This window comes from Myxococcus sp. XM-1-1-1 (assembly GCF_020037095.1).
Lineage (GTDB): Bacteria > Myxococcota > Myxococcia > Myxococcales > Myxococcaceae > Myxococcus > Myxococcus fulvus.
The window spans coordinates 479373-502092 of record NZ_JAIQDH010000002.1; the positions used below are offsets into that span (position 1 = coordinate 479373).

At 70.7% G+C, this 22720-nt stretch carries 18 protein-coding genes; 6 read left to right on the forward strand and 12 right to left on the reverse strand.

The genetic code is table 11. The annotated features are described in order from the left end of the window. Positions 1-123 precede the first annotated feature (123 nt). Positions 124-2358 carry a zinc-dependent metalloprotease gene (locus tag K8640_RS43060; RefSeq protein ID WP_223746183.1) on the forward strand — a complete coding sequence of 745 codons (2235 nt, stop codon included), beginning with the start codon at positions 124-126 and terminating at the stop codon, positions 2356-2358. Positions 2359-2428: 70 nt separating this feature from the next. Beyond that, positions 2429-3253 (forward strand): hypothetical protein, encoded by an 825-nt coding sequence (locus K8640_RS06005; RefSeq protein ID WP_223746184.1) that lies wholly within the window; start codon positions 2429-2431, stop codon positions 3251-3253. A gap of 51 nt (positions 3254-3304) precedes the next feature. On the opposite strand, the gene K8640_RS06010 is transcribed toward K8640_RS06005, so the two are convergent. The 5 genes from K8640_RS06010 to K8640_RS06030 all read right to left on the reverse strand — a co-directional run bounded on the left by K8640_RS06010 (position 3305) and on the right by K8640_RS06030 (position 8611). Next, positions 3305-3814: a biotin/lipoyl-containing protein gene (locus K8640_RS06010; protein WP_141331022.1), complete on the reverse strand. Its 510-nt coding sequence runs from the start codon at positions 3812-3814 to the stop codon at positions 3305-3307. A 27-nt stretch (positions 3815-3841) separates the two neighbouring features. After that, positions 3842-5362, reverse strand: a complete 1521-nt coding sequence (gene accC / locus K8640_RS06015; RefSeq protein WP_223746185.1) for an acetyl-CoA carboxylase biotin carboxylase subunit — start codon at positions 5360-5362, stop codon at positions 3842-3844. A 188-nt stretch (positions 5363-5550) separates the two neighbouring features. Next, positions 5551-6162 carry a hypothetical protein gene (locus tag K8640_RS06020; protein ID WP_046711263.1) on the reverse strand — a complete coding sequence of 204 codons (612 nt, stop codon included), beginning with the start codon at positions 6160-6162 and terminating at the stop codon, positions 5551-5553. 122 nt (positions 6163-6284) lie between these two features. Beyond that, entirely contained in the window at positions 6285-7847 is a 1563-nt protein-coding gene (locus K8640_RS06025; protein WP_046711264.1) for an acyl-CoA carboxylase subunit beta, read from the reverse strand. Positions 7848-7897: 50 nt separating this feature from the next. After that, positions 7898-8611: a Coq4 family protein gene (locus K8640_RS06030; RefSeq protein WP_223746186.1), complete on the reverse strand. Its 714-nt coding sequence runs from the start codon at positions 8609-8611 to the stop codon at positions 7898-7900. Between the two features lie 243 nt (positions 8612-8854). On the opposite strand from K8640_RS06030, the gene K8640_RS06035 reads away from it, so the two are divergent. Beyond that, positions 8855-10012, forward strand: a complete 1158-nt coding sequence (locus K8640_RS06035) for a site-2 protease family protein (protein ID WP_223746187.1) — start codon at positions 8855-8857, stop codon at positions 10010-10012. 82 nt (positions 10013-10094) lie between these two features. Here K8640_RS06035 and K8640_RS06040 read toward each other — a convergent pair whose 3' ends face one another. The 7 genes from K8640_RS06040 to K8640_RS06070 all read right to left on the reverse strand — a co-directional run bounded on the left by K8640_RS06040 (position 10095) and on the right by K8640_RS06070 (position 17362). Then, complete coding sequence (locus tag K8640_RS06040; RefSeq protein WP_223746188.1) at positions 10095-10829, reverse strand: laminin G domain-containing protein; 735 nt, start codon at positions 10827-10829, stop codon at positions 10095-10097. A gap of 81 nt (positions 10830-10910) precedes the next feature. Beyond that, the gene (locus tag K8640_RS06045) at positions 10911-11600 is read right to left on the reverse strand and encodes a trimeric intracellular cation channel family protein (RefSeq protein ID WP_223746189.1); all 690 of its coding nucleotides are present in this window, start codon (positions 11598-11600) and stop codon (positions 10911-10913) included. Positions 11601-11688: 88 nt separating this feature from the next. Continuing rightward, positions 11689-12933, reverse strand: coding sequence for an OprO/OprP family phosphate-selective porin (locus tag K8640_RS06050; protein WP_223746190.1), 1245 nt, complete (start codon positions 12931-12933; stop codon positions 11689-11691). A 117-nt stretch (positions 12934-13050) separates the two neighbouring features. Further along, on the reverse strand, positions 13051-13722 hold the full coding sequence (locus K8640_RS06055; RefSeq protein ID WP_223746191.1) for a MarC family protein: 672 nt from the start codon (positions 13720-13722) through the stop codon (positions 13051-13053). Between the two features lie 54 nt (positions 13723-13776). Further along, positions 13777-15048 carry an arginine deiminase gene (locus tag K8640_RS06060; RefSeq protein WP_223746192.1) on the reverse strand — a complete coding sequence of 424 codons (1272 nt, stop codon included), beginning with the start codon at positions 15046-15048 and terminating at the stop codon, positions 13777-13779. A 202-nt stretch (positions 15049-15250) separates the two neighbouring features. Further along, entirely contained in the window at positions 15251-16639 is a 1389-nt protein-coding gene (locus tag K8640_RS06065) for a hypothetical protein (RefSeq protein ID WP_223746193.1), read from the reverse strand. 306 nt (positions 16640-16945) lie between these two features. Beyond that, the gene (locus tag K8640_RS06070; protein ID WP_223746194.1) at positions 16946-17362 is read right to left on the reverse strand and encodes a hypothetical protein; all 417 of its coding nucleotides are present in this window, start codon (positions 17360-17362) and stop codon (positions 16946-16948) included. 209 nt (positions 17363-17571) lie between these two features. On the opposite strand from K8640_RS06070, the gene K8640_RS06075 reads away from it, so the two are divergent. From K8640_RS06075 to K8640_RS06085, 3 genes are all read left to right on the forward strand, one after another. After that, complete coding sequence (locus K8640_RS06075) at positions 17572-20655, forward strand: aminotransferase class I/II-fold pyridoxal phosphate-dependent enzyme (protein ID WP_223746195.1); 3084 nt, start codon at positions 17572-17574, stop codon at positions 20653-20655. A 180-nt stretch (positions 20656-20835) separates the two neighbouring features. Then, on the forward strand, positions 20836-21834 hold the full coding sequence (locus tag K8640_RS06080) for a class I SAM-dependent methyltransferase (protein WP_223746196.1): 999 nt from the start codon (positions 20836-20838) through the stop codon (positions 21832-21834). An 88-nt stretch (positions 21835-21922) separates the two neighbouring features. Then, positions 21923-22711, forward strand: a complete 789-nt coding sequence (locus K8640_RS06085; protein WP_223746197.1) for a hypothetical protein — start codon at positions 21923-21925, stop codon at positions 22709-22711. Positions 22712-22720: the final 9 nt, after the last annotated feature.

A 22720-nucleotide genomic window follows, 5' to 3' on the forward strand; every position in this document is an offset into this window, starting at 1 on the left:
TGTCCCCTCCCGGGAAGATGGTGCGGGCGCGTCGTTGACCCGTGGGTGGGCGCGCCTCCTCGCGCGTCCCGGACTCGGAGACACGCGATGCGCGGACGCAGGCGGTTCCCTCGGTGCTCGTGGGTGGGAGTGCTTTCGCTGGCCCTGCTGTGGGGCACGGGCTGTGGCGAGGCTCCGCCCGACACTCCGGACGTGGCGCTGCCGGACGAGGTGCTGGAGGGGGCCTTCGTGGCGGTGCCGCGGGAGGTGGGGGCCGCCGAGCGACAGCAGGTGGAGCAGAAGCTGCGAGGCGTGGTGGAGGACTCGGGGCGCGGCTTCTACCTGGCCATCCGTCGGGACCAACTGGCGACGAAGTGGTTCTTGTCCGCGTACATCCAGCAATACCACCCGGGAGGCGCCGCCTACTTCGCGGCCAACTCGCTGGGCACGCGCGTGGTGAGCTTCAAGGAGCAGAACGGCAAGCTGTTCGTCCTGGATGTGGATGACCGCAAGGTCCTGAGCGACATCTTCGACCCGCAGGTGTTGGTGGAGGCGTATCCCATCGTGGAGGACCACCCGCCGTTCCACCGGCGGCGGGGCTCGGAGCAGTACGTGCTCATCGACCCGGCGGCGGGGCTCAACCGCTTCGGGGTGATGGGGGACCTGAACGCGGTGATGATGCGCGCGCAGTTCCAGGTGGAGCTGAGCCTGGCGCAGAAGCTGCGGCCCATCGCGGACGGCGTCACCTTCGAGCAGGTCTTCACCGGCTACTCGAACCTGCCGGATGACATGGCGCCGCTGTACCTGGAGGAGAACCCCTTCCGCACGTCGGGCACGCTGAGCATCGCGCTGCGCCGCTACCAGGAGAGCCCGGGGTACGTGCCCACGCCCGCGCCCGCGCGGGAGCACTACTTCCTGAGCGAGCCGAAGCTGATTCCGAACACGGGAGGCGCCACCGAGCGCGTGGCCGCGAAGTGGGCCATCCAGCCGGGCATGACGCCCATCCGCTGGCGCATCACACCCAGCCTGCTCACGGTGCAGGCGGACCCGCGCTTCCAGGCGTATGACCTGGTGGGCGCGGTGAAGCGGGGCATCGAGGGATGGAACACGGCCTTCGGCTTCCCGGCGCTCGAGGCGGTGATGGGGGACAGCTCGAGCGACTTCGGCCGCGATGACGAGAACCACCTCATCGTCGACCCGGACCGCGCGGCGTCGTTCGCTTTCGCCGATTGGCGGACCAACCCGAACACCGGCGAGATTCGTGGCGCCAGCATCTACCTGGGCAGCAACTGGCTGGAGGTGGCGCACCAGACCTTCTCAGGGGACGTGGGCGCGCTGGTGGCCACCGAGCGCCCCGCCTCGTCGCTGCGGATGTCCTGGGCCGGCATGGGGGGCGAGGCGCGGTGTGACTTCCACTCCGAGGCGCTGCTCGAGCAGGGCGAGCAGGGGGCGGAGCTCCTCGTCGAGCCCGGCTCGCCGATGACCAAGAAGCAGAAGGTGGAGGCGTACCTCACGTACCTGGTGCTGCACGAGGTGGGGCACACGCTGGGGCTTCGGCACAACTTCGCGGGCTCACAGGTGTACGACGGCGGCGCGACGGGGGCGCGCTCCAGCTCGGTGATGGAGTACCTGGACCCTCGGGATGCCGTGTACGGCGACGCGCCGGGCGCCTACGACGTGCAGGCAGTGCGCTACCTCTATGGCCTGTCCCCGGACCTGCCCACCGAGCCGTACTGCACCGACGTGGACGCGCGCGTCGACCCGTACTGCAACCGGTATGACCGCACCGACGAGCCGCTGACGAAGTTCTACGTGCCCGCGATGAACGTGGCGATGAACACCCTGCTGAATGTCTCGCACCCCCTCCTGTATGCGTCGCTGGCAGGCCGGTTCAACGCGACGGCCAACCCCGTGCTCCAGTTCGTGCGCGCGGGCAGCCCGGCGGTGCAGGCGCAGGCGTATCAGCTGGCGATGCAGCAGGTGCGCCCGCCGCTGGTCATCCCTCCTGGGGCTCCCGCCCACTACGCGTCGCGCGCGGATGACCTGGCGCGCAGGCTCCTGGCGCGGCTGTACCTGGACCCGGCGGCGCAGCGAGGCCCCTTCAGCGCCAACCCGCCCGACGCTCCCGCGCTGACGTCGCTGGTGCTGGCGGACGTGCAGGGCATCCTGCTCAACTCGGATGGGGTGCGCGGGTACGCCGCGCGCCGCGCCATGGTGGACATCCTGAAGGTCCAGCAGTCGCTGGCCGCGTACTCCATCCTGATGTCCGCGCGGGACTCGCTCACCGCCGCGCTGCCCACGCTGAGCGCCGATGAGAGGTTGCAGACGACGGACCTGATTGCCCGCATCACCGCCGCGCTGTCCCCGTACTACCGCTGAATCCCTCGCGCGAGTTGGCGCACCCGGGATGCAGGTGCAGTCCAGGGGGGGCTGTGCCTACGCTCGGGGCATGTTCTCGTTGCTCGTGGGGCTCACCGCTTCACTCCTGGCCGCGTCCCCTGTCGCGAAAGGGGATGCGTGCGAGGGGAAGGTCCGGGTCCACCGGGCCTGGGTGTTCCGGGGCGGGGCGACGGTGCAGCCCCCTCCGTCCACGGAGTTGGTGGCCATCGACTTCTCGCACCGGGACGCGGAGCCCGTCCGAATCCATCTCCAGGATGGAGCGGGGAGGCCCCCCGCGTCCGACTTCCAGTGGGTGTTGCTGGATGACCAGGGCGCGCCGGTGGACCGCTACTTCGAGTCGCTCGGCGCCGCGGCGAAGCCTCGACGACTGGCGCTCATCACCGCGGTGCCCAAGGGCACCCGCGCGCTGAAGCTGACGTTCCAGGGCGTGTGCGTCGTGGACCTCACGGTCCAGGCCCGAGGGCCCGAGTGGCCGCCGCTGCCCCAGGTGGAGCTGCGCTCCTGGACGCGCCAGGGCCCCGCCGCCACCGCGCTCGTCGCTGTCCGCTGGTTGCTGGACGGAGAGCTGCCCACGGGCTCCGCGCTTCAGGGAAACAAGCTGCGTCGGCCCATCGCCGCCATCGCCGTGGACGCGAAGGGACAGCGCTTGTCGCGAGGCACGCTCCAGCGGCGGCACTTCCTGGTGCGCTACTGGCTGGACGCGGACTCGCCGGAGCTGCTCGAGTCCCACTCCGGCCCGCTGCGACTGCCTCCGCTCGTGGAGGCGCCGCTGCCCGCGCCCCTGACGAGGGCGCTCACGCGGGTGGAGGCGTTGGCCGCCGAATCGGACGACCCCTACGAGGCGAGGCGCTTCGGACTATCGCCCCGGCCCTGAACGACGGGGTTGCGGCGCGCGCGAGACCGGGCACGCGCCGCCACGCCCTGGCTACTCGACGACGACGAGCTTCGCGTTGTTCTCCACGGTGGTGCCTTCCTTGGCGAACAGCTCGGTCACCTTGCCCGCCTTGGGGCTCTTGAGCTCGTTCTCCATCTTCATGGCCTCCACCACCACCAGGCCCTGGCCCTCCTTCACCTCGTCGCCCACCTTCACCAGCACCTTCACCACCTTGCCCGGCATGGGCGCGGTGACCAGCTGCTTGCCCTCCACGGAGAAGCCCGCCGTGCCCGCGCGCAGCCGCAGCCGACGCTCGTCCGCGACGTCGAAGCGGCTCACCTGGCCGCGGAGCAGCACGCCCACCTCGTCGCCGTTCTCCTCGAACTCGACGCTGTAGGACTGGCCGTCCACCAACATGCTCATGGTGCCGTGCTCGAGCGCGAGCGCGTCCACCTGGTACGTGACGCCGTTGACGGTGAGCTTGTAGCGCTCGCCACCCAGCGCCTCCAGGTCCACCGGCACCGCTTCCTTCTGTCCCTGCTGCTTCGTGAAATAGCGCATGGAAGTCTCGTGAGCCTCAGGGTGGGGTTAGCGGCGACGCGAGCGCAGCGCCTGGCGCCACGCGCTGACCTGGCCCGTGTCGGAGCTGCTCGCGGCCTTGGCGCCGGGGAGCGTCTTGGCGCGCTTGGCATCGCGCTGGTGCGCGTAGACGACGCTCGCCAGCAGCGCCATCTCGCTGAGCTTCGGGTCCTCCACGCCCTGCAGCGTGGTGTGCTCGCGGCCGAGGAAGCCCGTGTCGTAGTCGCCCTCGACGAACTCCGGGTGCGCGAGGATGGCCCGCAGGTAGCGGATGTTGGTGGTGATGCCCTTCACCACGTACTCGGACAGCGCGCGCTGCGCCCGGGCGATGGCCTCGCGCCGCGTGGGGGCCCACACGGACAGCTTGGAGATCATCGGGTCGTAGACGTTGGGCACCGTGTACCCGGGGAACACGCCCGAGTCGTCGCGCACGTTGGGTCCGCCCGGCACGCGCAGGTACGTAATCTTGCCCGGGCTGGGCATGAAGTTGCGCGCGGGGTCCTCCGCGTACACGCGGACCTCGATGGAGTGGCCCTGCGGCGCGGGCGCCTGGAGCAGGGGCAGCTTCTCCCCCTCGGCGACCTTGATCTGCAGCGCGACCAGGTCCAGCCCCGTCACCCACTCCGTCACCGGGTGCTCCACCTGGAGGCGCGTGTTCATCTCCAGGAAGTAGAAGTTGCGGTGCACGTCGACCAGGAACTCCACCGTGCCCGCGCCCACGTAGTTGACGGCCTTGGCCGCCTTCACCGCGACCTCGCCCATCTTCGAGCGCAGCTCCGGCGTGAGGATGGGGCTGGGCGTCTCCTCCACCACCTTCTGGTGACGGCGCTGCGCCGAGCACTCGCGCTCGTTCAGGTGGATGACGTTGCCGTGCGTGTCGGCGAACACCTGGATTTCGACGTGGTGTGGCTTCTCGAGATACTTCTCGATGTAGACGGCGTCGTTGCCGAAGGCGTTGAGCGCCTCGCTCTTGGCGGAGCGCCACGCGGACTCGAAGTCACCGAGCCCCTCCACGCGGCGCATGCCCTTGCCGCCGCCGCCGCCCGCGGCCTTGAGCATGATGGGGAAGCCGATCTTCTGCGCGTACTCGCGCGCCTCGGCCTCCGTGGCGATGGGCTCGGTGGTGCCGGGGACCACGGGCACGCCGGCCTTGATCATGTTCGCGCGGGCGCGGGTCTTCTCGCCCATGGCGTCCATGGCGGAGGCCGGCGGACCGATGAAGGTGATGCCGGCGGCCTCGCAGGCGCGCACGAAGGAGGCGTTCTCGGAGAGGAAGCCATAGCCGGGGTGGATGGCGTCCGCGCCGGCGGCCTTGGCGGCGTCGAGGATGCGCTGCTGGACCAGGTAGCTCTCCCGGGAGGGCGGAGGGCCGACGAAGATGGCCTGGTCCGCGGTGCGGACATGCAGGGCGGCGCGGTCCGCCTCCGAGTACACCGCCACGGTGGCGATGCCGAGCTCCTTGCAGGTGCGCATCACCCGGATGGCGATCTCGCCGCGATTGGCGACGAGCACTTTGCGGATCTTGGGCATGGGCGCCCGTCTACCACGGGCCGCCTCGTTTTGCGTGGGTTGGATGCGGGCCCCGTTGTTGGCACCGAGCGCGTCCTGTCGGGCTCTCGGAGGGAGTGGAGGCTTCCACCTCCACGCTCGAGTCCACCCGGTACGTCTCGAACCTCTTCCCGCCCGGAAGACCCCTCCGGGCGTCACATGCGCGCGCCCTACTTCCGCGCGCTGCGGTACTGCTCCATGTACGCCCGCGCCTGCGCGAGCTTCGCCTCGACGAACCGGTCATCCTCATCCGGCTCCGGAGGCTTGGACGGCACCGCGGCGGCGTCCCCACCGAAATCCACGGCCGCGGCCAGCAGGTTGCGCGCGGTGTTGCCACCCCCGAGCATCCGCGCCAGCAAGCCCGTCTCCACGTCCAGCCAGCGAGCGGCCTGGCGCATCACATCCAGCACCTCGCCCTCCACGGCCTTGGAGGGACGGCCCGGGCCGCTGACGCACGTGCGCGCGTAGCTGTGCTCCCGGTCCACGAAGATGCCCAGCGTGCGCTCCCGGAAGTCCTGGGAGATGGCCTGCGCCATGGCGTCGAGCTGCTCCTCCAGGAAGGGCTGCTCGGACTTGCGCGCCTTGCGGCCAGGGGCCGGGGGCAGGGCCACCTCCGCGGCGTGCCAGCCCGCATCGGCCAGCCCGTCCGGGGGCGTTTCCACCCACTTCACCTCCGGCGTGGGGAGGTCCACCGCCTCGCAGACACGCTTGAGCGTCTGACGCAGTGCGGTGAGGTTGCCTTCGACGTCGGCGAGAAACAGAAGGAGTCGGCGGTGGGGCAAAATGGGGGTTCCTTTCCTGGCCCGGTGAAAGCCCTCGGGCCGCACGAGAATTTCCCGCGCGGCCCGAGCCTGCCTGCTCTCCAGCCGAGGGAGAGCAGGCGTCCAGGGGCCCGGAAGGGAGCCTACAGCGGGATGTTCCCGTGCTTGCGCGGCGGGTTCTCCTGACGCTTGTCCTTCAACATCTCCAGCGCCCGGATGACCTTGGCCCGGGTCTCCTCGGGGCGGATGACCTCGTCGATGTAGCCCAGCTCCGCCGCCTTGAACGGGTTGGCGAACTTCTCGCGGTAGTCGTTCACCAGCTTCGTGCGCTCGGCCGCGGCGTCCTGCGCCTTGTTCAGCTCGTTGCGGAAGATGATGTTGACCGCGCCCTCGGGGCCCATCACGGCGATTTCGGCGGTGGGGTAGGCGTAGTTGATGTCCGCGCGGATGTGCTTGGACGCCATCACGTCGTACGCGCCGCCGTAGGCCTTGCGGGTGATGAGGGTGATTTTGGGGACGGTGGCCTCGGCGAAGGCGTACAGCAGCTTGGCGCCGTGGGTGATGATGCCGCCCCACTCCTGGTCGGTGCCGGGCAGGAAGCCGGGCACGTCCACCAGGGTGAGCAGGGGGATGTTGAAGCAGTCGCAGAAGCGCACGAAGCGCGCGGCCTTCACGCTGGCGTCGATGTCCAGCACGCCGGCGAGCACCGCGGGCTGGTTGGCGACGATGCCCACGCTCTTGCCGTTCATGCGCGCGAAGCCCACGACGATGTTGCGCGCGTAGTGCTCCTGCACCTCGAAGAAGTGCTTGTTGTCGACGACGGCCTTGATGATGTCCTTGATGTCGTAGGGCTTGTTGGGGTTGCTCGGGACAATCGTCTTGAGCGACTCCTCGGCCCGGAACGGGTCGTCATCACACGGCTGGACGGGCGGGTCCTCCTGGTTGTTGGAGGGCAGGAACGACAACAGCTCGCGCGTCATGACGATGGCGGCCTGCTCGTTCTCCGCGGCGAAGTGCGCCACGCCGGACTTCTGGTTGTGCGTCAGCGCGCCGCCCAGGGACTCCTTCGACACCTCCTCGTGCGTCACCGTCTTGATGACGTCCGGGCCGGTGATGAACATGTACGAGGTGTCCTTCACCATCATGATGAAGTCGGTGATGGCGGGCGAGTACACCGCGCCGCCCGCGCACGGGCCCATGATGAGCGAAATCTGGGGGACCACGCCGGAGGCCAGCGTGTTGCGCAGGAAGATGTCCGCGTAGCCCGCGAGGCTCTCCACGCCCTCCTGGATGCGCGCGCCGCCCGAGTCGTTCAGGCCGATGACAGGCGCGCCCACGCGGGTGGCCATGTCCATGATCTTGCAGATCTTCTGGGCATAGGCGCCGGACAGCGAGCCGCCGAAGACGGTGAAGTCCTGGGCGAAGACGAACACCTGGCGGCCCTCGACGGTGCCGTAGCCGGTGACGACGCCGTCGCCCGGAATCTTCTTGTCGCCCATGCCGAAGTCGGTGGAGCGATGGGTGACGAACTTGTCCAGCTCGCAGAAGGAGCCGGGGTCGAGGAGCAGGTCGATGCGCTCGCGAGCGGTGAGCTTGCCGGCCTCGTGCTGTTTGGCGATGCGGTCCGCACCGCCGCCCAGCTCGGCCTGCTTCTCCATCTGCTGGAGGCGTGCGCGGAGGGGGTCCTTCTCGGTGGTCTCGTCCATGGGCCCGCGCTCTAGCACGATTGGGGCGCTCGCGCGCTGCCCGCCTTCGCTCAGGCGGCGCGTCGGGCGGGGTCGTCCTTTACCGGGCCCATCAGGACGGGGAGCAGCGCGTCCACTGCCAACAAGTCCAGGCCGTAGCGCTGGCGGACCTCCTCCAGGGGGCGCGCCCACAGCTCGCTCCAGGGGGCGCCGAACACGGGGTGGGCGCGGCGCCCCAGCACCCAGCCCCGGGCGAGCGCCTGGACGCGGGCGTCGCGCTCGGAGAAGGCGTAGAGCAGGGTGTTGGCGAGCCCGCCTGTGAGGATGCCGAGCGCGAAGGGGGTGCCCACCTGCGCCAGGCTGAAGGCCTGGACGCCCAGCTCTCCGGCCACGTCGGTGTCGAAGCCGGTGAGCACGTGCCAGATGTCATGGGACTCGAGCAGGTGCGCGCGCACGTAGTCCTCGGGGGTGTGGGCCTCGCGTTGGGGCAGGGCGTCGGGGTCCAGGCCGTTGCGCTCCAGGTGGTCGATGAACGCGCGGCCCAGGGTGCCCTCGGGGAGGGCTCGCAGCGTGGCGAGCGGGAGGCGGCCCACGCGGGGGCGCTCGGCGAGGGCGCGGGCGCAGGTGGGGGATTGGCTCAGTCGCTCCACGATGCGGCGCATGGCGGTGGGGGGCACGAGCACGCGGGCCAGGTCGATGATGTCCTGCAGGCGGTGGGGGTCCCTGAGCACGCGGGCCGCTCGCCAGACTTCGCGGGCGAGCGTGAGGGGGCTGTTCAGGTTCATGCGGGGCCTCTCAAGGGGAAGGGGCACGGCGGGCAGTCGAGCGCGGGCACGCTAGCTGGCGAGTCACGCGCGTGGCGCCGTGTCGTCGTCGGTGTGCTCGTGGGTGGACACCTGCCGGGATGGGGAGCGGACACTCAGGGGCCGGGCGGGCGAACGCGTCGCCCCTGGCACCGTGCGCGCGTCGCGCGGCTGACGGAGGTTGGTGGGGGCAGGCGAGGGCGCGCCGGAAAAGGAGGAGGCGAGATGCGCGAGACGCGAGGTGTGTTGAAGATGGGCTCGTTGCGCGGCATTCCCGTCCGCGTGCACTTCTCGCTGCTGCTCGTGTTGCCGTTGCTCGCGTATGTCTTTGGCGGCGCGTTCCGGCGGGCCGCGGAGGTGGCGGCGGTTCCGGCGGGGCAGCTGTGGGGCGCGCCGTGGGCATGGGGGCTGGCCGTGGCGGTGGGGCTGTTCGTGTCGGTGTTCGTGCACGAGCTGGCGCATACGTTGTACGCGTTGGCGCGGGGCGGGCAGGTGCGCTCGATAACGCTGATGATGGTGGGCGGGGTGTCGGAGTTGTCGGAGGCTCCGCCGAGGGCCCGGGACGAGGCGCTGATGGCGCTGGTGGGGCCGCTGACGAGCCTGGCGCTGGCGGGGCTGCTCGCGTTGGCCACGTGGGGTGTGGCGGGCACGGGCTCGTTCAATCTGCAGTTCGCGTGTTTCTACCTGGCGAGCCTGAACCTGTTCCTGGGGGTGTTCAACCTGCTGCCCGCGTTCCCGATGGATGGCGGGAGGATTCTGCGGGCGTTGCTCGCGGGGCGGATGGGGATGGTGCGCGCGACGCAGGTGGCGTCGGTGGTGGGGCGGGGGTTCGCGCTGCTGTTCGGGGTGTGGGGGCTGGCGACGTTCAACCCGTTCCTGATGGTCATCGCGTTCTTCATCTTCATGGGCGCGGATGGGGAGGCGAAGCAGGTGCGGATGAAGGCCACGTTGGAGAAGGTGCGGGTGGCGGAGTTGATGACGCCGCGCTGGATGGGCGTGGACGTGGGGGCGTCACTGGAGGAGGCGCTGTGGGAGTTCCGGGTGGAGCGGCGCACGGCGTTGCCGGTGACGGAGGACGGCAGGCCGCTGGGGCGCGTGGCGGTGGAGGCGGTGCGCGCGGTGCCGGCGGGGGAGCGGACGCGGCGGCAGGTGCGCGAGGTGATGCGCGCGACGCCGGTGGCGCGGCTGGAGGAGGACGGGTGGCAGGCGCTGCGTCGCATGGCGGAGGAGGAGTCTCCGCTGCTGTTGGTGGTGGACGCGGACGGGCGGCTGGCGGGGACGCTGGAGTTGGGCGACGTGGAGCGCGGGTTGACGCTCTTCCAGAACCGGGAGGAGCGGGCGGAGCGGGATGCGCGGGGGTGGCGCGAGGAGCGGCCCGCTTGAGCGGTCTCGAGGGACTGGCTCGCACGGGACGAGACGGCGCGACTCCGGTGAGAGGTTGCCCACCGGAGCCGGGGGGCGAGGCTCAGTCGAGGTTGAAGTAAACGTCGTCGATTTCGCCGTGGTACTGGTCGTTGTTGTTGCCAACGCTCTTGGCGCCCACGTTGACGGCCTGGCCCGTGGGGCTGATGTCGTAGGTGGCCGGGAGCAGCGCGCTGCCGCGCGCGACGTTGTCCACGAGGATGGTCAGCGTGGTGCTGGTGCGCTGGCAGGCGACCTTGTGCCAGGCGCCATCGGCGACGCCCACCGACGATTTGACGATGATGGGATTCACTCCGCCCGTGGTGCGGACCACGCAGCTGGGTCGGCCCTGCACGGCGTCATCGAGCTGGAGCTTCCACTGGGCGGTGCTCGCCAGCCCCTTCTGCACGAGGTTGGAGCCGTGGGCGGTGGAGAGGTCGGCGAGCGTGAGGCGGACGCGGGCGCCGAAGGTGAAGAGCGCCGTGCCGGGGTTCAGGTCGGTCGCGTCGGGGGTGGTGATGTTCGCCAGCGGGCAGCCTGTGCCATCACAGACGGCGGGGAACCTCACGCCGAGACCCTCGAAGCCCGTCACCGCCGTCACCGTGGCGCCGTTGTTCGTCTGCACCGTGCCGGTGTGGCCCTTGCCGCTGTCGTCCGTGACGGTGGTGACGGGCGTGGTGACGGTGTCGAAGCGGTAGCGCAGCTTCTGGCTCACGGCGCCAGCCGCCATGGGGGCCAGCACCAGCGTCGCGAGCGCCGCGCGCTTCGCCGTCCATCGGGGATGTGTCGTGCCAATCATGGGCTCTCCTGGGTGTCTCGGGTGTGGGGACAGCGAGGAGAGGATAGACGGGCCCGGCGTGGCGCGTGCCCTCGTGGGACGCTACGGCGTGGGCGGGTCCATGGGGCCGCCGGGACGCGGGCGACGAAGGCGTTGGAGCGCGCGCGGCAGGTCCGGCAGGGGCGGCACCATCCAGCCGCGCCAGGCCGCCACCAGACGCAGGCTGAAGGCGGCGGCGGTGGCGAGCGCCTCCGCGGTGAGTTGCGGTAGGCCGAAGCCGCGCAGGGCCGTCAGGTACACGCTCCCGGCGAACAGCGCGGCCACCGAGTAGGGCTGTCCCGACAGCAGCAGGACGGGTGTCTCGCGGCACAACACGTCGCGCACCACGCCCCCGCCCACGCCGGTGACGACCCCCAGGAACAGCGAGGGCACCACGTCGAGCCCCGCGGCCTGGGCCCGTTGCAGGCCGACCGCCGTGAAGAGCCCGAGCGAGAGGGTGTCCACCACCCACAGGGGGCGCCCCAGCAGGCTCACCAGGGTGCCGAACAGGGCCCCGAGCAGGGCCGCCACCGCGGCGGTGATGAGCAGCGCGGAGGTCCGCAGCGCGAGCGCGGGCCCCTGGCCGAGCATGACGTCGCGGATGATTCCGCCCCCAAGGCCCGTGGCGATGCCGATGACCACCACCCCCACGAAGTCGAAGGTCCTGCGCTGCGCATGCAGGGCGCCTGAGACGGCCCCGGCCGCCACCGAGGTCAGCTCGAGATAGGGACGGATGTCGTCCAGGTCGTACACGTCCTGGCTTCATGGCACGAGCGCCCGGGCCCGGACGAACCGGAGCTGCCAGGAGCGTGCGGCGGACGACATCCCCGCGTCGGCCGGCTCACAAGAAGAGGTTCAGTTGCAGCGTGGTCACCCCCGAGGTCCCCGGGGAGAAGGGGAGTTGTACGCCCGTGGGCAGAGGGGCGTCGGGGGTGCCCTGGTCCAGCCAGCCGTAGCGCAGCTTCAGCATCAGCTCGGGGGCCTGGATGAACCACGCCACCTGGGCCTCGAGCTCGAGCGTCCGGTCTCCGGTGATGTCCGCATGGGGGTCCAGCCAGTTCATCCGGACGCCGGCCCCCAGCCGGTTCCGGTAGACGTTCACGAGGACCTGCCCCCACGCCCCATAGGTGGAGAAGGTGTCGGCCACGCCCACCGGCTTCAGGGCGCGCCAGTAGAACTCTCCGAACACGATGATGCGTCCGAGCTGCCACCAGAGGTCGAACGACAGCGTGCCGACGCGGGTCGCCACCGTGGTGGGCACCGCGGGGTTGAGGATGCTGTTGGACGGGTTGAAGTTCTCCGCGTCGGTCTGGACGCGGCCGAAGTAGCCCTGGACGGTGAAGGAGATGCGCGGAGGCAGGGGCCCACCTTCCGGCGTGAAGGGCAGCTCGCTGGCGTTCACCGGGCCCAGCGGGCTCACGGTGGCGCGCGCCTCGACGAGATAGTCATCGGGCAGGTTCACCGGCTCCAGCAGCGGCGAGCCCCCGTAGACGCCCAGGTAGTAGTCGACGCGTCGCCGGGGGGTGCCGCCGAAGAGCGTCAGCCCCTGGTCCCGCCCGGACCAGAAGAAGTTCGCCACGGCGGCGTGCTCGGGAAAGAAGAGCTGCTGGGGGCCGAAGTCCTCGTGCCGCGACACGGGCGTGCCCTGCTGCCCGTAGCGCAGGCCCAGGGCCTCCCAGGGCTGCACCTCGACGAAGGCGTCGAGCACGTAGGGTGAGTCTCGCGACAGCTCCAGGGAGAGCCAGTAGCGCATCCACGGCCTGACCACGTTGCCCCGGAGGCTGGGACGCAGGACACCGAAGCTGCTCTGCAAGAGCGTCCCCTCCTGCGTCCAGTTCAGGTCCGCCTTCAGCGCCGCCTGCAGCGCCACGCGCAACAGGTAGGCGCCGTCCTCGGACTTGAGCCGGAAGCCCTCGCCCGGCACGTGTCCCGCAGGGATGAAGGGGGGCTGCGGCTCCTCCGCGGGGACGGCGTCCTCCGGGGCCCGTGGGTCCTCGTCCGACGCGGGCTGGGCCCAGGTCGCGGTGGACAGCAGCGCCAGCAGGGTCGACAGCCCGCCACGGAGGACGAGAGACCGGCTCGCCATGAGGACCCCGAGGACGACGAGGAGCCGTCATCCTAGGGGGCCCGCGGACCCCACCCGGACATGGGGCCGGGTGGGGCGGGGAGCGATTGTCGGCCAGATGACGCGGGGGGCGTCCGGCTACTTCTTCATGGTGTTGAGCGTCTCGACGACCATCTGGGGCGCGCCGCTCGCCAGGAGGGACACCGCGATGGCGGTGAGCAGGATGCCCGCGATTCGCTCCAGCAGCGTGCGCGTCTTGGGCGTCACCCTCCGCTCGATGTGTCCGGAGATGAAGACCGTCAACCCGGTGACCGCGGCATAGGCCAGCGCTGCGATGGAGAGGGCGACGACGTCCAGGAGGCGCTCCGCCTGGGCGCGGAACGAGACGAGAATCGCGAACGTGGTGCCTCCCACGGTGAGCGGGAAGGTCACCGGCATGAAGAGGACCGAGCGCCAGGAGCCGCTCTGCGCGGCCTTCTCGGCCTTGCTCTCGTCCGCGTCGGTGGGCTTGTCGAGCGGCTTGTCCTCGACGCCCCTCATCAATGGGACACCGACGTAGAGCAGCGCGATGCCGCCCGTCACGGTCAGCGCCGCGGTGCTCAGGCCGAGCAGTTCGAGCAACGGCTCGCCCACCCAGAGCGCCACCATGGCGAAGATGGCCACGTAGGTGAACAGCCCCAGGGCGAGCCGCACCTGCTCGGCGGGTTTGAACTGGCTGACGATGGGGAAGTAGGACGACACCGCCGCCAGGGGGCTGTACAGCGCGAACAGCGACAGGAACATGAGCAGCGGGTTCTCGAATGAAGGCATCTGGCGTCCTCTTCGGGCCGGGCCCGACGTGGGAATGAGGCCGACGAGGACTCCTCACGGGTCCCTGAGCAGGGGACACGTCATGCAGTGGCCGCCGCCCCGGCCCTTGCCCACCTCGAAGCCGTCTATCTCCACGACGTCGATGCCCGCCTCGCGGTACTTCTGGTTGCTGTAGACGTTCTTCGAGTACGCCACGACGACGCCCGGAGACAGGGCCACCACGTTGTTGCCGCTGTCCCACTGCTCGCGCTCCTGTTGGGCCGCGTCGCCGCCCGTGGTCACCACGCGCAGGTCCTTCTGCTTCACGCCCAGCGCGTCGGAGACGGCGCCCAGGAAGCTCTTCTCCTCCGTCACGTCGAGCACCCACGGCTTGTGGCCCGGTCGGATGCTGAAGGCCTTCGTGGTGTCGATGACCTTGGGGTAGATGGTGACGGCGTCCCGGTCCATGAAGGTGAACACCACGTCCAGGTGCATGTAGGAGCGCTTCTTCTCCAGCTCCACGGCGATGACGCGGTCCACCGCGCCCTTCTCGAAGAGCCGGCGCGACAAGACCTCCACCATCTGCGCGGTGGTGCGCTCGCTGACGCCAATCAGCACGGTGCGGTTGCCGATGGGCATCACGTCACCACCCTCGATGGCGGAGCGCCCGAACGACTGGATGTCGAACTCGTCGTGCTCCTCGCCGTGGCCGGCGTCCGGGTACCAGAAGTCGAACTTCGCCTCGCGGAACATCGGGTGGAAGCGGTAGATGACGCCGATGTTGACGGTCTCCAACTGGCGGGACGGCCAGAACATCGGGTTCAGCGACACACCGCCATAGAGCCAGCAGGAGCTGTCGCGGGTGAACAGGTGGTTGGGCAGCGGCGGCAGGATGAAGGCCGAGTCGGGCGTGGTGGAGGCCACCAGGGAGTGCACGAAGAGGTCCCGGTCCGCGTACTGCATCAGCTCGGCGCGCGTGACGCCGCCAATCAGGTGGGTGGCCAGCGCCTCGGCGCTCATGTTCTCCAGGGCGCGCTGCACGGACTCGACCGCGGCGGGGCCCACGGTGTAGGGGCTCACCGTGTGGCTGATGGCCCACTGGCGGGCGCCCGGCGTCTTGAGTGCCTTGGTCAGCAGGTCGTGGACGTGGAAGACCTCCACGCCGCGCTTGCGCATCTCCGCGACGAACTGGTCATGCTCCCGCTGCGCCTGCTCGACCCAGAGCACGTCGTCGAACAGCAGCTCGTCGCGGTTGGACGGGGTCAATCGCTTCAGGCTCAAGTCCGGGCGGTGGACCATCACCTTGCGCAGCCTGCCGACCTCTGAATGTACGCCGAATGCGTTCATCGCGCAGCTCCCCCTGGGAAGGGCCGGGGCTCGCTCGTCCGGGGACGAGCGGGCTCACGTGTTGCTCCCAGCCGTGGCCGAAACGTCACCACCTGAACGCTGGCGGGCAATCACGGGAGGCTGGCTGCGCGAGGGGTCGACGCCCCTCCTGGCCGGACCTGGCGCCACCCCGAGGCGAGCGGGGAGCGCGTCCACGGCGCGGCTACTTCGACTCCGGCAAGGTCCAGTCGAAGGAGAACCGGTGCGCGCCGCCGGGCGCGCTGTCGAGCCAGCCCGTGATTCGCTCGCTGCGCGCGAGCAGCGGCCCCAGCTCGGAGCTCACCGCGAACATCGCCGCGAGGTTCTCGTCCGAGAGCACGTCCGCCAGCGACACCTGGGACAGTCCGCGCGCGAGCAGCTTGGGGTCCAGTGAGAAGTCCGCCGCCCGCTCCAGCTTCGCCGTCGTCTCCGGCAGCGCCGCCATCGTCGCCTGCGTCACCGCGTCGTCGTTGCCCACCACCAGGTGCTTGCCCTTCTGCCGCACCTGCACCGTGCCGCCCTTCACCGTCAGCGCCCAGCCATCCTCCAGCGCCTTCGCCCCCGGCAACTTCCCCAGCGGCTCCAGCGCATTCTTCATCGCCGCCGCGTCCTTCACCTCCGCCGCCAGCGCCTGCTTCACCGCGAAGAAGCGCGCCTCCGGAGCCCTGAGCGAGCCGCGCACCTGCACGTTGCTCATGCTCACCAACATGTTGCCCGTCAGCTGCTTCGCCACCGCGTCCGTCGTCGCCTGCACCTGCTCCTTCGGACACGTCGCGCACAGCGCCTGGATGTTCGCCCTGAGCGAGCCCACCGCCTGCGAAACCCCCGCCGGCGCCACCGCGACGCGCGAGAACAACAGCCCCTCCGGCTTCATCGCCGCATACGGGCTCGCCGCCTTCGCCTGGAACGGCGGCAACGGCAGCTTCGTCGTCGTGCCGTCCACCTTCAGCCCCGTCGCGTTGCCGTCCAACCCCAACACCGCCCCACCCGTGGCCAGGAACGCCACCCCCGCCACCTTCCCCAGCCGCGCATCCGCCGCGGGCGCCTTGCCCACCAGCTTCACCGACTCCTTCAGGAGCGCCGCCCCGCCCTCATCCGTCGCCCCGTACGCGCAGACGTCCGAGCCCTTGAGCGCATAGCCCATGGCCCCACCCGCCGAGCGCGTCGTGCTCACCGTCGTCACGCCCTTCGACGTCGCCGACTTCGCCGCCTCGCCCCCGGCCTGCGTCATCGCCTCGGCCGCCTTGGCCTGGAACACCTTCGCGTCCGACACCCGCATGCACGACACGCGGCCATCCGTGCGCAGCGACACCGTCGCCGGCCCCGCCGGGTCCAACCCCACCGCCGTCAACGTCTCCGGCCTGGTCGGGTCGATGGTCAGGAACGGGTGCAGCTCCGCGCGCCACGCCGCGGGTCGGAGCAGCGCCGCGTGCGTGCCCGCGCGCTCCAGGAAGGCCGTGAGCCCCGCCAGCGCATCCAGCTTGGGCACGTGGACCACCGTCTGGGCCTGGGCTGCGGAACGGGGCGCGGGAGCAGCCGCCAGCGTGGCGGCGAGGACGAGCGAGGAGAGCATGCCCTCCGTGAGAGCAGCGCACCTCCACCCCTGTCAAGACACTCGCACCACCCGTGCCCTTGGAACCCGCTGGGGCCTCACCCGAACGGCCAGTGGTTGACGATGGCGCCGGTAAAACCCCGGTGGAACAGCGAGGCGGAGCCAGCCCGCCCGACTGCCCACCGGTCCCCCCTCTGCATCCCGCGCCGTCACTCCCCCTCATCCAGACCGCCGCGGGCACGCGGGCCCGGGGCCTCGAGCCCCAGGCATCCGCCCGCACGGTCCGGCATGTCGAGTCAGACGGGATGCGTCACGACTTCGAGCGGCTCAGAGTCGGCCCTGGTTGGCCCACTCGATCATCCGGTCCGCCAGGTCCTCGGTGTTGCGCCGCAGGTGCGCCAGCTGGAGCACCTGGTCATCCGCGTCCGCGAGCGTCATGCGCCGCGTCAACAGCTCCGCGAAGCGCACCACCTGCGCGATGCTGATGCAGTCGGCGTCCTCCGACGCCCCGGCGAACCGCGCCACCTCCGCGTCCACCTCCAGCTGCTCATCCAGCAGCGCCTTCACCAGCGCCGAGCGGGACACCGGCGTCTCGAACTCCTCCGGATTGCGCAGCTGACGACGCCACGGCTGGGACTCCCACCGCACACGCGCGGGGTCCCTGAGGACTCGGCTCCGCGAGGGCTGAATGCTCATCAAGGCCTGCATGCCGACCTTCGTCGGCGACGCGAAACTGAGTTCCATCAGTGCCCCCTCTCCACCACGGGGTCTGTCCACGAGCGTGACCGACTTCATTCGTTCCAGCCGCTGCCTTCCCGTCCTACCCACGCGACCACCCCTTCATTACGCGCGAGCGGCCAAATCTTGATTGGAGCCACGGCGCCAAAGGGTTGCGTGCATGCGCCAGGAGTGCGTTGACACAGGGCGGTGGGCCCGGGACAGTCGCGCGCGCCATGCCGACCTATCCGTCCTCACCCCGAGAGGCCTTCCACCTGTTGCGCGCGTTGTCGGAGGACCTGGCCCACCCGGAGCGGCGCGCCCAGGCGCGGGTGGAGCTGCGCGAGCTGGCGGACCTGTCGCGCGACCAGCCCGAGTCGGCCCCGCTGCGGCTGGTGACCGTCACCGTGGCGGTGGGCGCCTCGCAGGAGCGGCTGGAGCTGTTCCTCCTGCCCTCCATCTTCGCGCCCGAGTCCTGGGCCTACACCTTCCTGGAGGGGCTGCTCAGCGTCCCGTTGGACGAGTACGCCGGCAAGCGGCTGGTGGAGGTGGGCGCGGGCTCGGGCTGGATCTGCATCGCGCTGGCGAAGTTCACGCGGCTGGCGCACGTGCACGGCGCGGACCTCAACCCGCACTCGCCCGTCGTCGCGCGCTGCAACGCGTGGCTCAACGGCGACGAGACGCTGGTGTCGCGGCTGTCCTTCGCGGAGAGCGACCTGTTGCGCGGCGTCCCGGCGCAGCCCGCGTGGGACTTCGTGGTGGGTTGCATCCCCCAGGTGCTGCGCACGGAGGAGCTGCCTGGGGAGCTGTCCCAGGCCGACGAGCAGGCGCTGTATGACTTGTCGAACTACTGCACGTTGCAGAACGTGTACGAGGACCACTTCGGCCTGGGGCTCATCGCGCGGCTGCTCGACGAGGCGCCCGAGCGGCTGGCGCTGACGGGCAGGCTGCTGCTCAACCTGGCGGGCCGTCCGGGCCGTCCCATCATCGAGCGAATGTTCACCCGGCGCGGCTTCTCCACGCGGGTGCGCGTGGCGCGGCGGGTGCGGCAGGCGGCGGACACGGACATCCGTCCGCTGGTCGCGCTGGAGCAGCGCACCGGGCGCGAGTTCGAGTTCTTCATGGAGGCGCACAGCCCCGAGCCCCTGCGCGCCGCCACCGCGCTGGGCTGGCTGCAGTCGGGCCATGCCGTATGGCACGAGGTGGCCGTGTGGGAGGCGCACCTGTCGCGTCCGCGCGAGACGCTGGCCCTGCGCCAGTCGCTTCGAGGACTGGGCATCCCCGCGCTCCAGGAGGAGCTGGATCTGGGCGCCGCCTCGCCCGAACAGCTCGGCTTCGTCGCGGCGCTCTCGGAGCGGCTCGCGAAGGGGCCGCTGCTGCCGTACGCGCACGAGGCGGGGGACGCGTCGTTCCGGCGCCAGCTGGTGCGCTACCTGGAGCGCTACTTCGGCCTGAGGCTGTCGGCGGAGGAGCTGTTCGTCGCCCCCGAGCGCGAGCAGGCGGTGTACTCGCTCCTGCTCGCCACGTGTGACGCGGGCGACGAGGTGCTGGTGTCGCGCAACCTCCACCCGCTCTACGCGCGGGCGCTGGAGAAGGCGGGCGTGCGCGCCACGGTGACGCACACGACGCTGGAGGAGATTCGCCGGCTGCTGTCCGCCTTCGACGTGAAGATGGTGCTGCTCACGGTGGAGAAGGGCGAGCGCACCAACCTGTCCGTGCTGCGCGACATCATCGCGGAGGCGTCGCGGCGGGGCATCTGGGTGGTGCTCGACGAGAGCGCCTTCTTCAACATCACCGGCCAGGTGGAGCCGCTCACCCTCTTCGAGTTCCTGGCGCGCGAGCCGTACGCCCCCAACCTGGTCGTGCTCTACGGCCTGGTGAAGAACGCGGTGTGGCCGGACCTGGAGCTGACGCTGCTGCTGCCCGTGCCGGAGCCGCTGCGCGCGGACCTGGAGGTGGCCGCGGAGGTGACGTACTCGCGCATCAGCACGCTGGCGCAGTGGTTCTACGAGCGCACCTTCGCGGACCTCTTGTCCTTCCGCATCTCCTTCGCGGAGCCGGAGCCGCCCGGGCCCCGCCGGCACCCGGTGGTGCCGCTGCCGCGCTCCTCGCGCATCCAGACGCTCTCGGCCTTCCCCGCCTTCGCGCCCAAGGTGTTCCGCGAGGACGACGCGGAGCTGGTGCGCCTGGACTACGGCGAGAACGAGGGGCCGCTGCCCGAGCCGCTCGTGGAGGGGCTCATCGCCGCCGCGGCCGCGCCTCGCGAGTCCGGCGCGCAGACGGGCCTCTCGGAGGCCGTGGCCGCCTTCCTGCTGGAGACGCGCGCCGTGCGCTACACGCCCGAGGAACTGGTGCTCGCGCCGGGGGTCTGGCCGCTCATCCACCACCTGGGCGTCGCCCTCAAGAAGCGCCTGGGCCGCGCGCCCCGCGTCTTCCTGACGACGCCCTGCTACGGCGTGCTGCCGCCGACGTTCCTCTCCGCCGGCTGCCAGGTGGACCAGGGCACGCTGTCGGAGCTGCTCTCGCGACGGGGACAGGGCGGCTTCGTCCCGGACGCCGTCGTCATCTCGCAGCCCTCCAACCCCACGGGCGTCTACGTGGCGCGCGAGGAGCTGGTGGCGCTCGCCAACTACGTGGTGGAGCAGCGCTGCCTGCTGGTGTCCGACGAAATCTTCGGGCTGGTGAACCTCACCAGCCCCACGGCGGAGACGGTGCACAGCCCGGTGACGCTGGAGGGCGCGGTGCCGGGCGTGGGCGCGCGCACGGTGGTGCTCGGCGGCCTGTCCAAGGAGTTCGCCGCGGGCGGGCTGCGCGTCGGCTGGCTCGCCACGAGGGACCGCGCGCTGGCCTCGGCGATGCGCGAGGCGGGCCCGGGCGTGCTGCACCTGGTCACCGCACGCGCGGCGGCCTACCTGTACGCGGCCTACGCGCGCAGCCCGGACGGCCAGCTGCTCTACCCGGCGCGACACCGCTCCCTGCGCGCCTTCCTCACGAAGATGCGCCGCGAGCTGGCGGAGAAGCGCGACCTGCTCGCGGCGGTGCTGCCGAGCGAGGCGCGCGCGGAGGTGGGTGACGCGGGCGGGCTGTTCCTCGCGCCCCGCGTGACGTCCTGGTTGGGGCGCACGGTGGACGGCGAGCGGCTCACGCCCGAGAACCTGCCGCGCGTCGTCTACGAGCACACGCACGTGGTGCTCAATGGCGGCCCCTGGTGCTCGGACCCGGAGCGGGTGCGCGCCGTCTTCTCCATCCCCCGTGACAAGCTGGAGAAGGCCTGCGAGCGATTGAAGGCCTTCGGCGCGAAGCTCCCGTCCTCCTCCTGACACCCCGCCGCCAGCGAGGCGGGACTGTCCTCGACTCGACGCCGGGGCCGTTCATGTGGGGACACAGACCCTGTCCCCACGGCGGATGGGGTGCTCCAGGTAATTCCAGCATGATTGGTAATCCCCGGTAGGCCGACGGCCCGCCCCGGGGTTCTTCCGTCTCCTGTCGTGGGGGGTGTCATGCCCAATCTGCTCGACCTGCCTCGGCAGGCGTTGATGGACCTGCGTTCTCGGCTGAGCCACCTGCCGTTGGTGTCGCAGCTGCCGTTGCGCAACGTGGTGCCGGACAGTCTGGCGTTGTCGAGCCCGGCGCCGCAGGACTCGGCGCTGTCGGACCCGGCGCGGGTGCTGGCGTGGCAGAAGGCGTGTGCGCGGTACGTGAAGCCGGGGCAGGTGGTGATGGACGTGTGCGCGGGGGCGGGCTTGCGCACCTTCGCGGCGGCGACGCGTCATCCGCGGCGGCTGTATGCGGTGGACCCCTCGCGGCTGCTGGACACCACGCAGTGGGTGGCGCGGCGCAACGGGCTCGAGCACATCGACTTCGTGCGCGCGCAGCCGTGGGGCTTCCAGCCGCCGGAGAAGGTGGACGTGCTGTTGCACGAGCTGCTCGGGGAGGCGCTCTTCGACGCGGGGCTGGTGCCGAGGATGCTGGACCTGCGCTCGCGGCTGCTCAGGCCCGGCGGGCGCATCCTCCCCAACCGCTTCGAGGTCTTCGTGGAGCCGGTGCAGCTGCGCGACGAGGCGTGCCTGCCCTTCATCTGGAGCCAGCGAATCCCGGGCGTGGACTACAGCTGCCTGCAGACGCTGCGCGAGGCGATGAACCCGTCCTACTTCACGCGCGTGGTGCGCTCGTACGAGGTGGACCACCTGCTGTGCGAGCCGGAGCCCGCGTTCGCCTTTGATTTGGAGACGATGGCGGCGGACGGCCTGCCCCAGCGCGTGCGCTACGAGCGGCCGGTGATGGAGGCGGGGCGCGTGGATGGCTTCTGCCTGTTCTACAAGGTGGCCTTCGACGCGGAGCTGTCCTTCACGGTGTCGCCGCTGCGAGGACAGAATCCGGCGGGCATGACGTTCTTGCGCGTGGACCCGCGCGACTTCGCTCGCAACGAGCTGTTGTCCTTCGAGCTGGAGCTGGCCGACCCGGGGGATGTGGGCACCTGGCGCTGGCACTTCCGCTGAGGGAGCGGGCGGCAGTGCTCGCGGGTGGACACCCGGGGGGACTGGAGGGCTTCGCCTCCGTAGGACCGTGCCTAGGTTTCACCCCGGCATGGGTTCCATTCGTGGGTGGGTGGTGGTGGGGGGCCTGCTGAGCGCCTTCACGGCGCTGGGGCAGGAAGGGGGCGAGCGTCCACGCACGGTGGCGGGCGTCTGCGGCAGCGCCAACTGGGTGTGCGTGGCCGAGTGCATCGAGCCCGAGTGCGTGGACCGCTGTCTGCGCGAGGGCTGCGAGCAGTCGCTGGACCGGCTCAAGGCCTGCACCCTGAAGGCGGGCTGCGCCGAGGACGACACGCAGTGTTCGGCGAAGGCGTGCGGCAACACGTGTCAGAAGGCCTTCGAGCCCGCGCCGCCCAGTCCGGAGAAGGAGCAGAAGTCTCCGTGTGACGGGCAGGCGGCCTCGGCCAGGCCCGTGCCCCAGAAGCTGGTGGGCGCCTGGAGGCTGGCGGCCGCGAGCCTGCCGTTGCAGCAGGACGGAGGCTTCACGCGCATCGAACCCCAGCCGCGCGCGGACTATGCGCGCACGCTGCAAATCACGCCCGAGGGGTGCTTCGTGCTGCGCACCGCGTTGAAGGACGCGACGTTGGGGCAGGGCAACCAGCTCGTCGTGCGCGCCTGGGGGACGATGGAGGTGCTGGATGACCACCACGTGAAGCTGCTCGCGAAGGATGGCCAGGCGGTGGGCCCGGTGTGTGGTGACAAGCGCGTCATCCCCCTGGCCCGCTCCAAGGTGAAGTTCAAGGGCGGCTCGTTCCGGTGGGACTTCGAGGAGGAGACGCTCACGTTGACGGTCGACGACGCGACGAAGCAGACCTTCCAGTTCGAGCGCGAGGAGGAGTAGCGGCCCCCT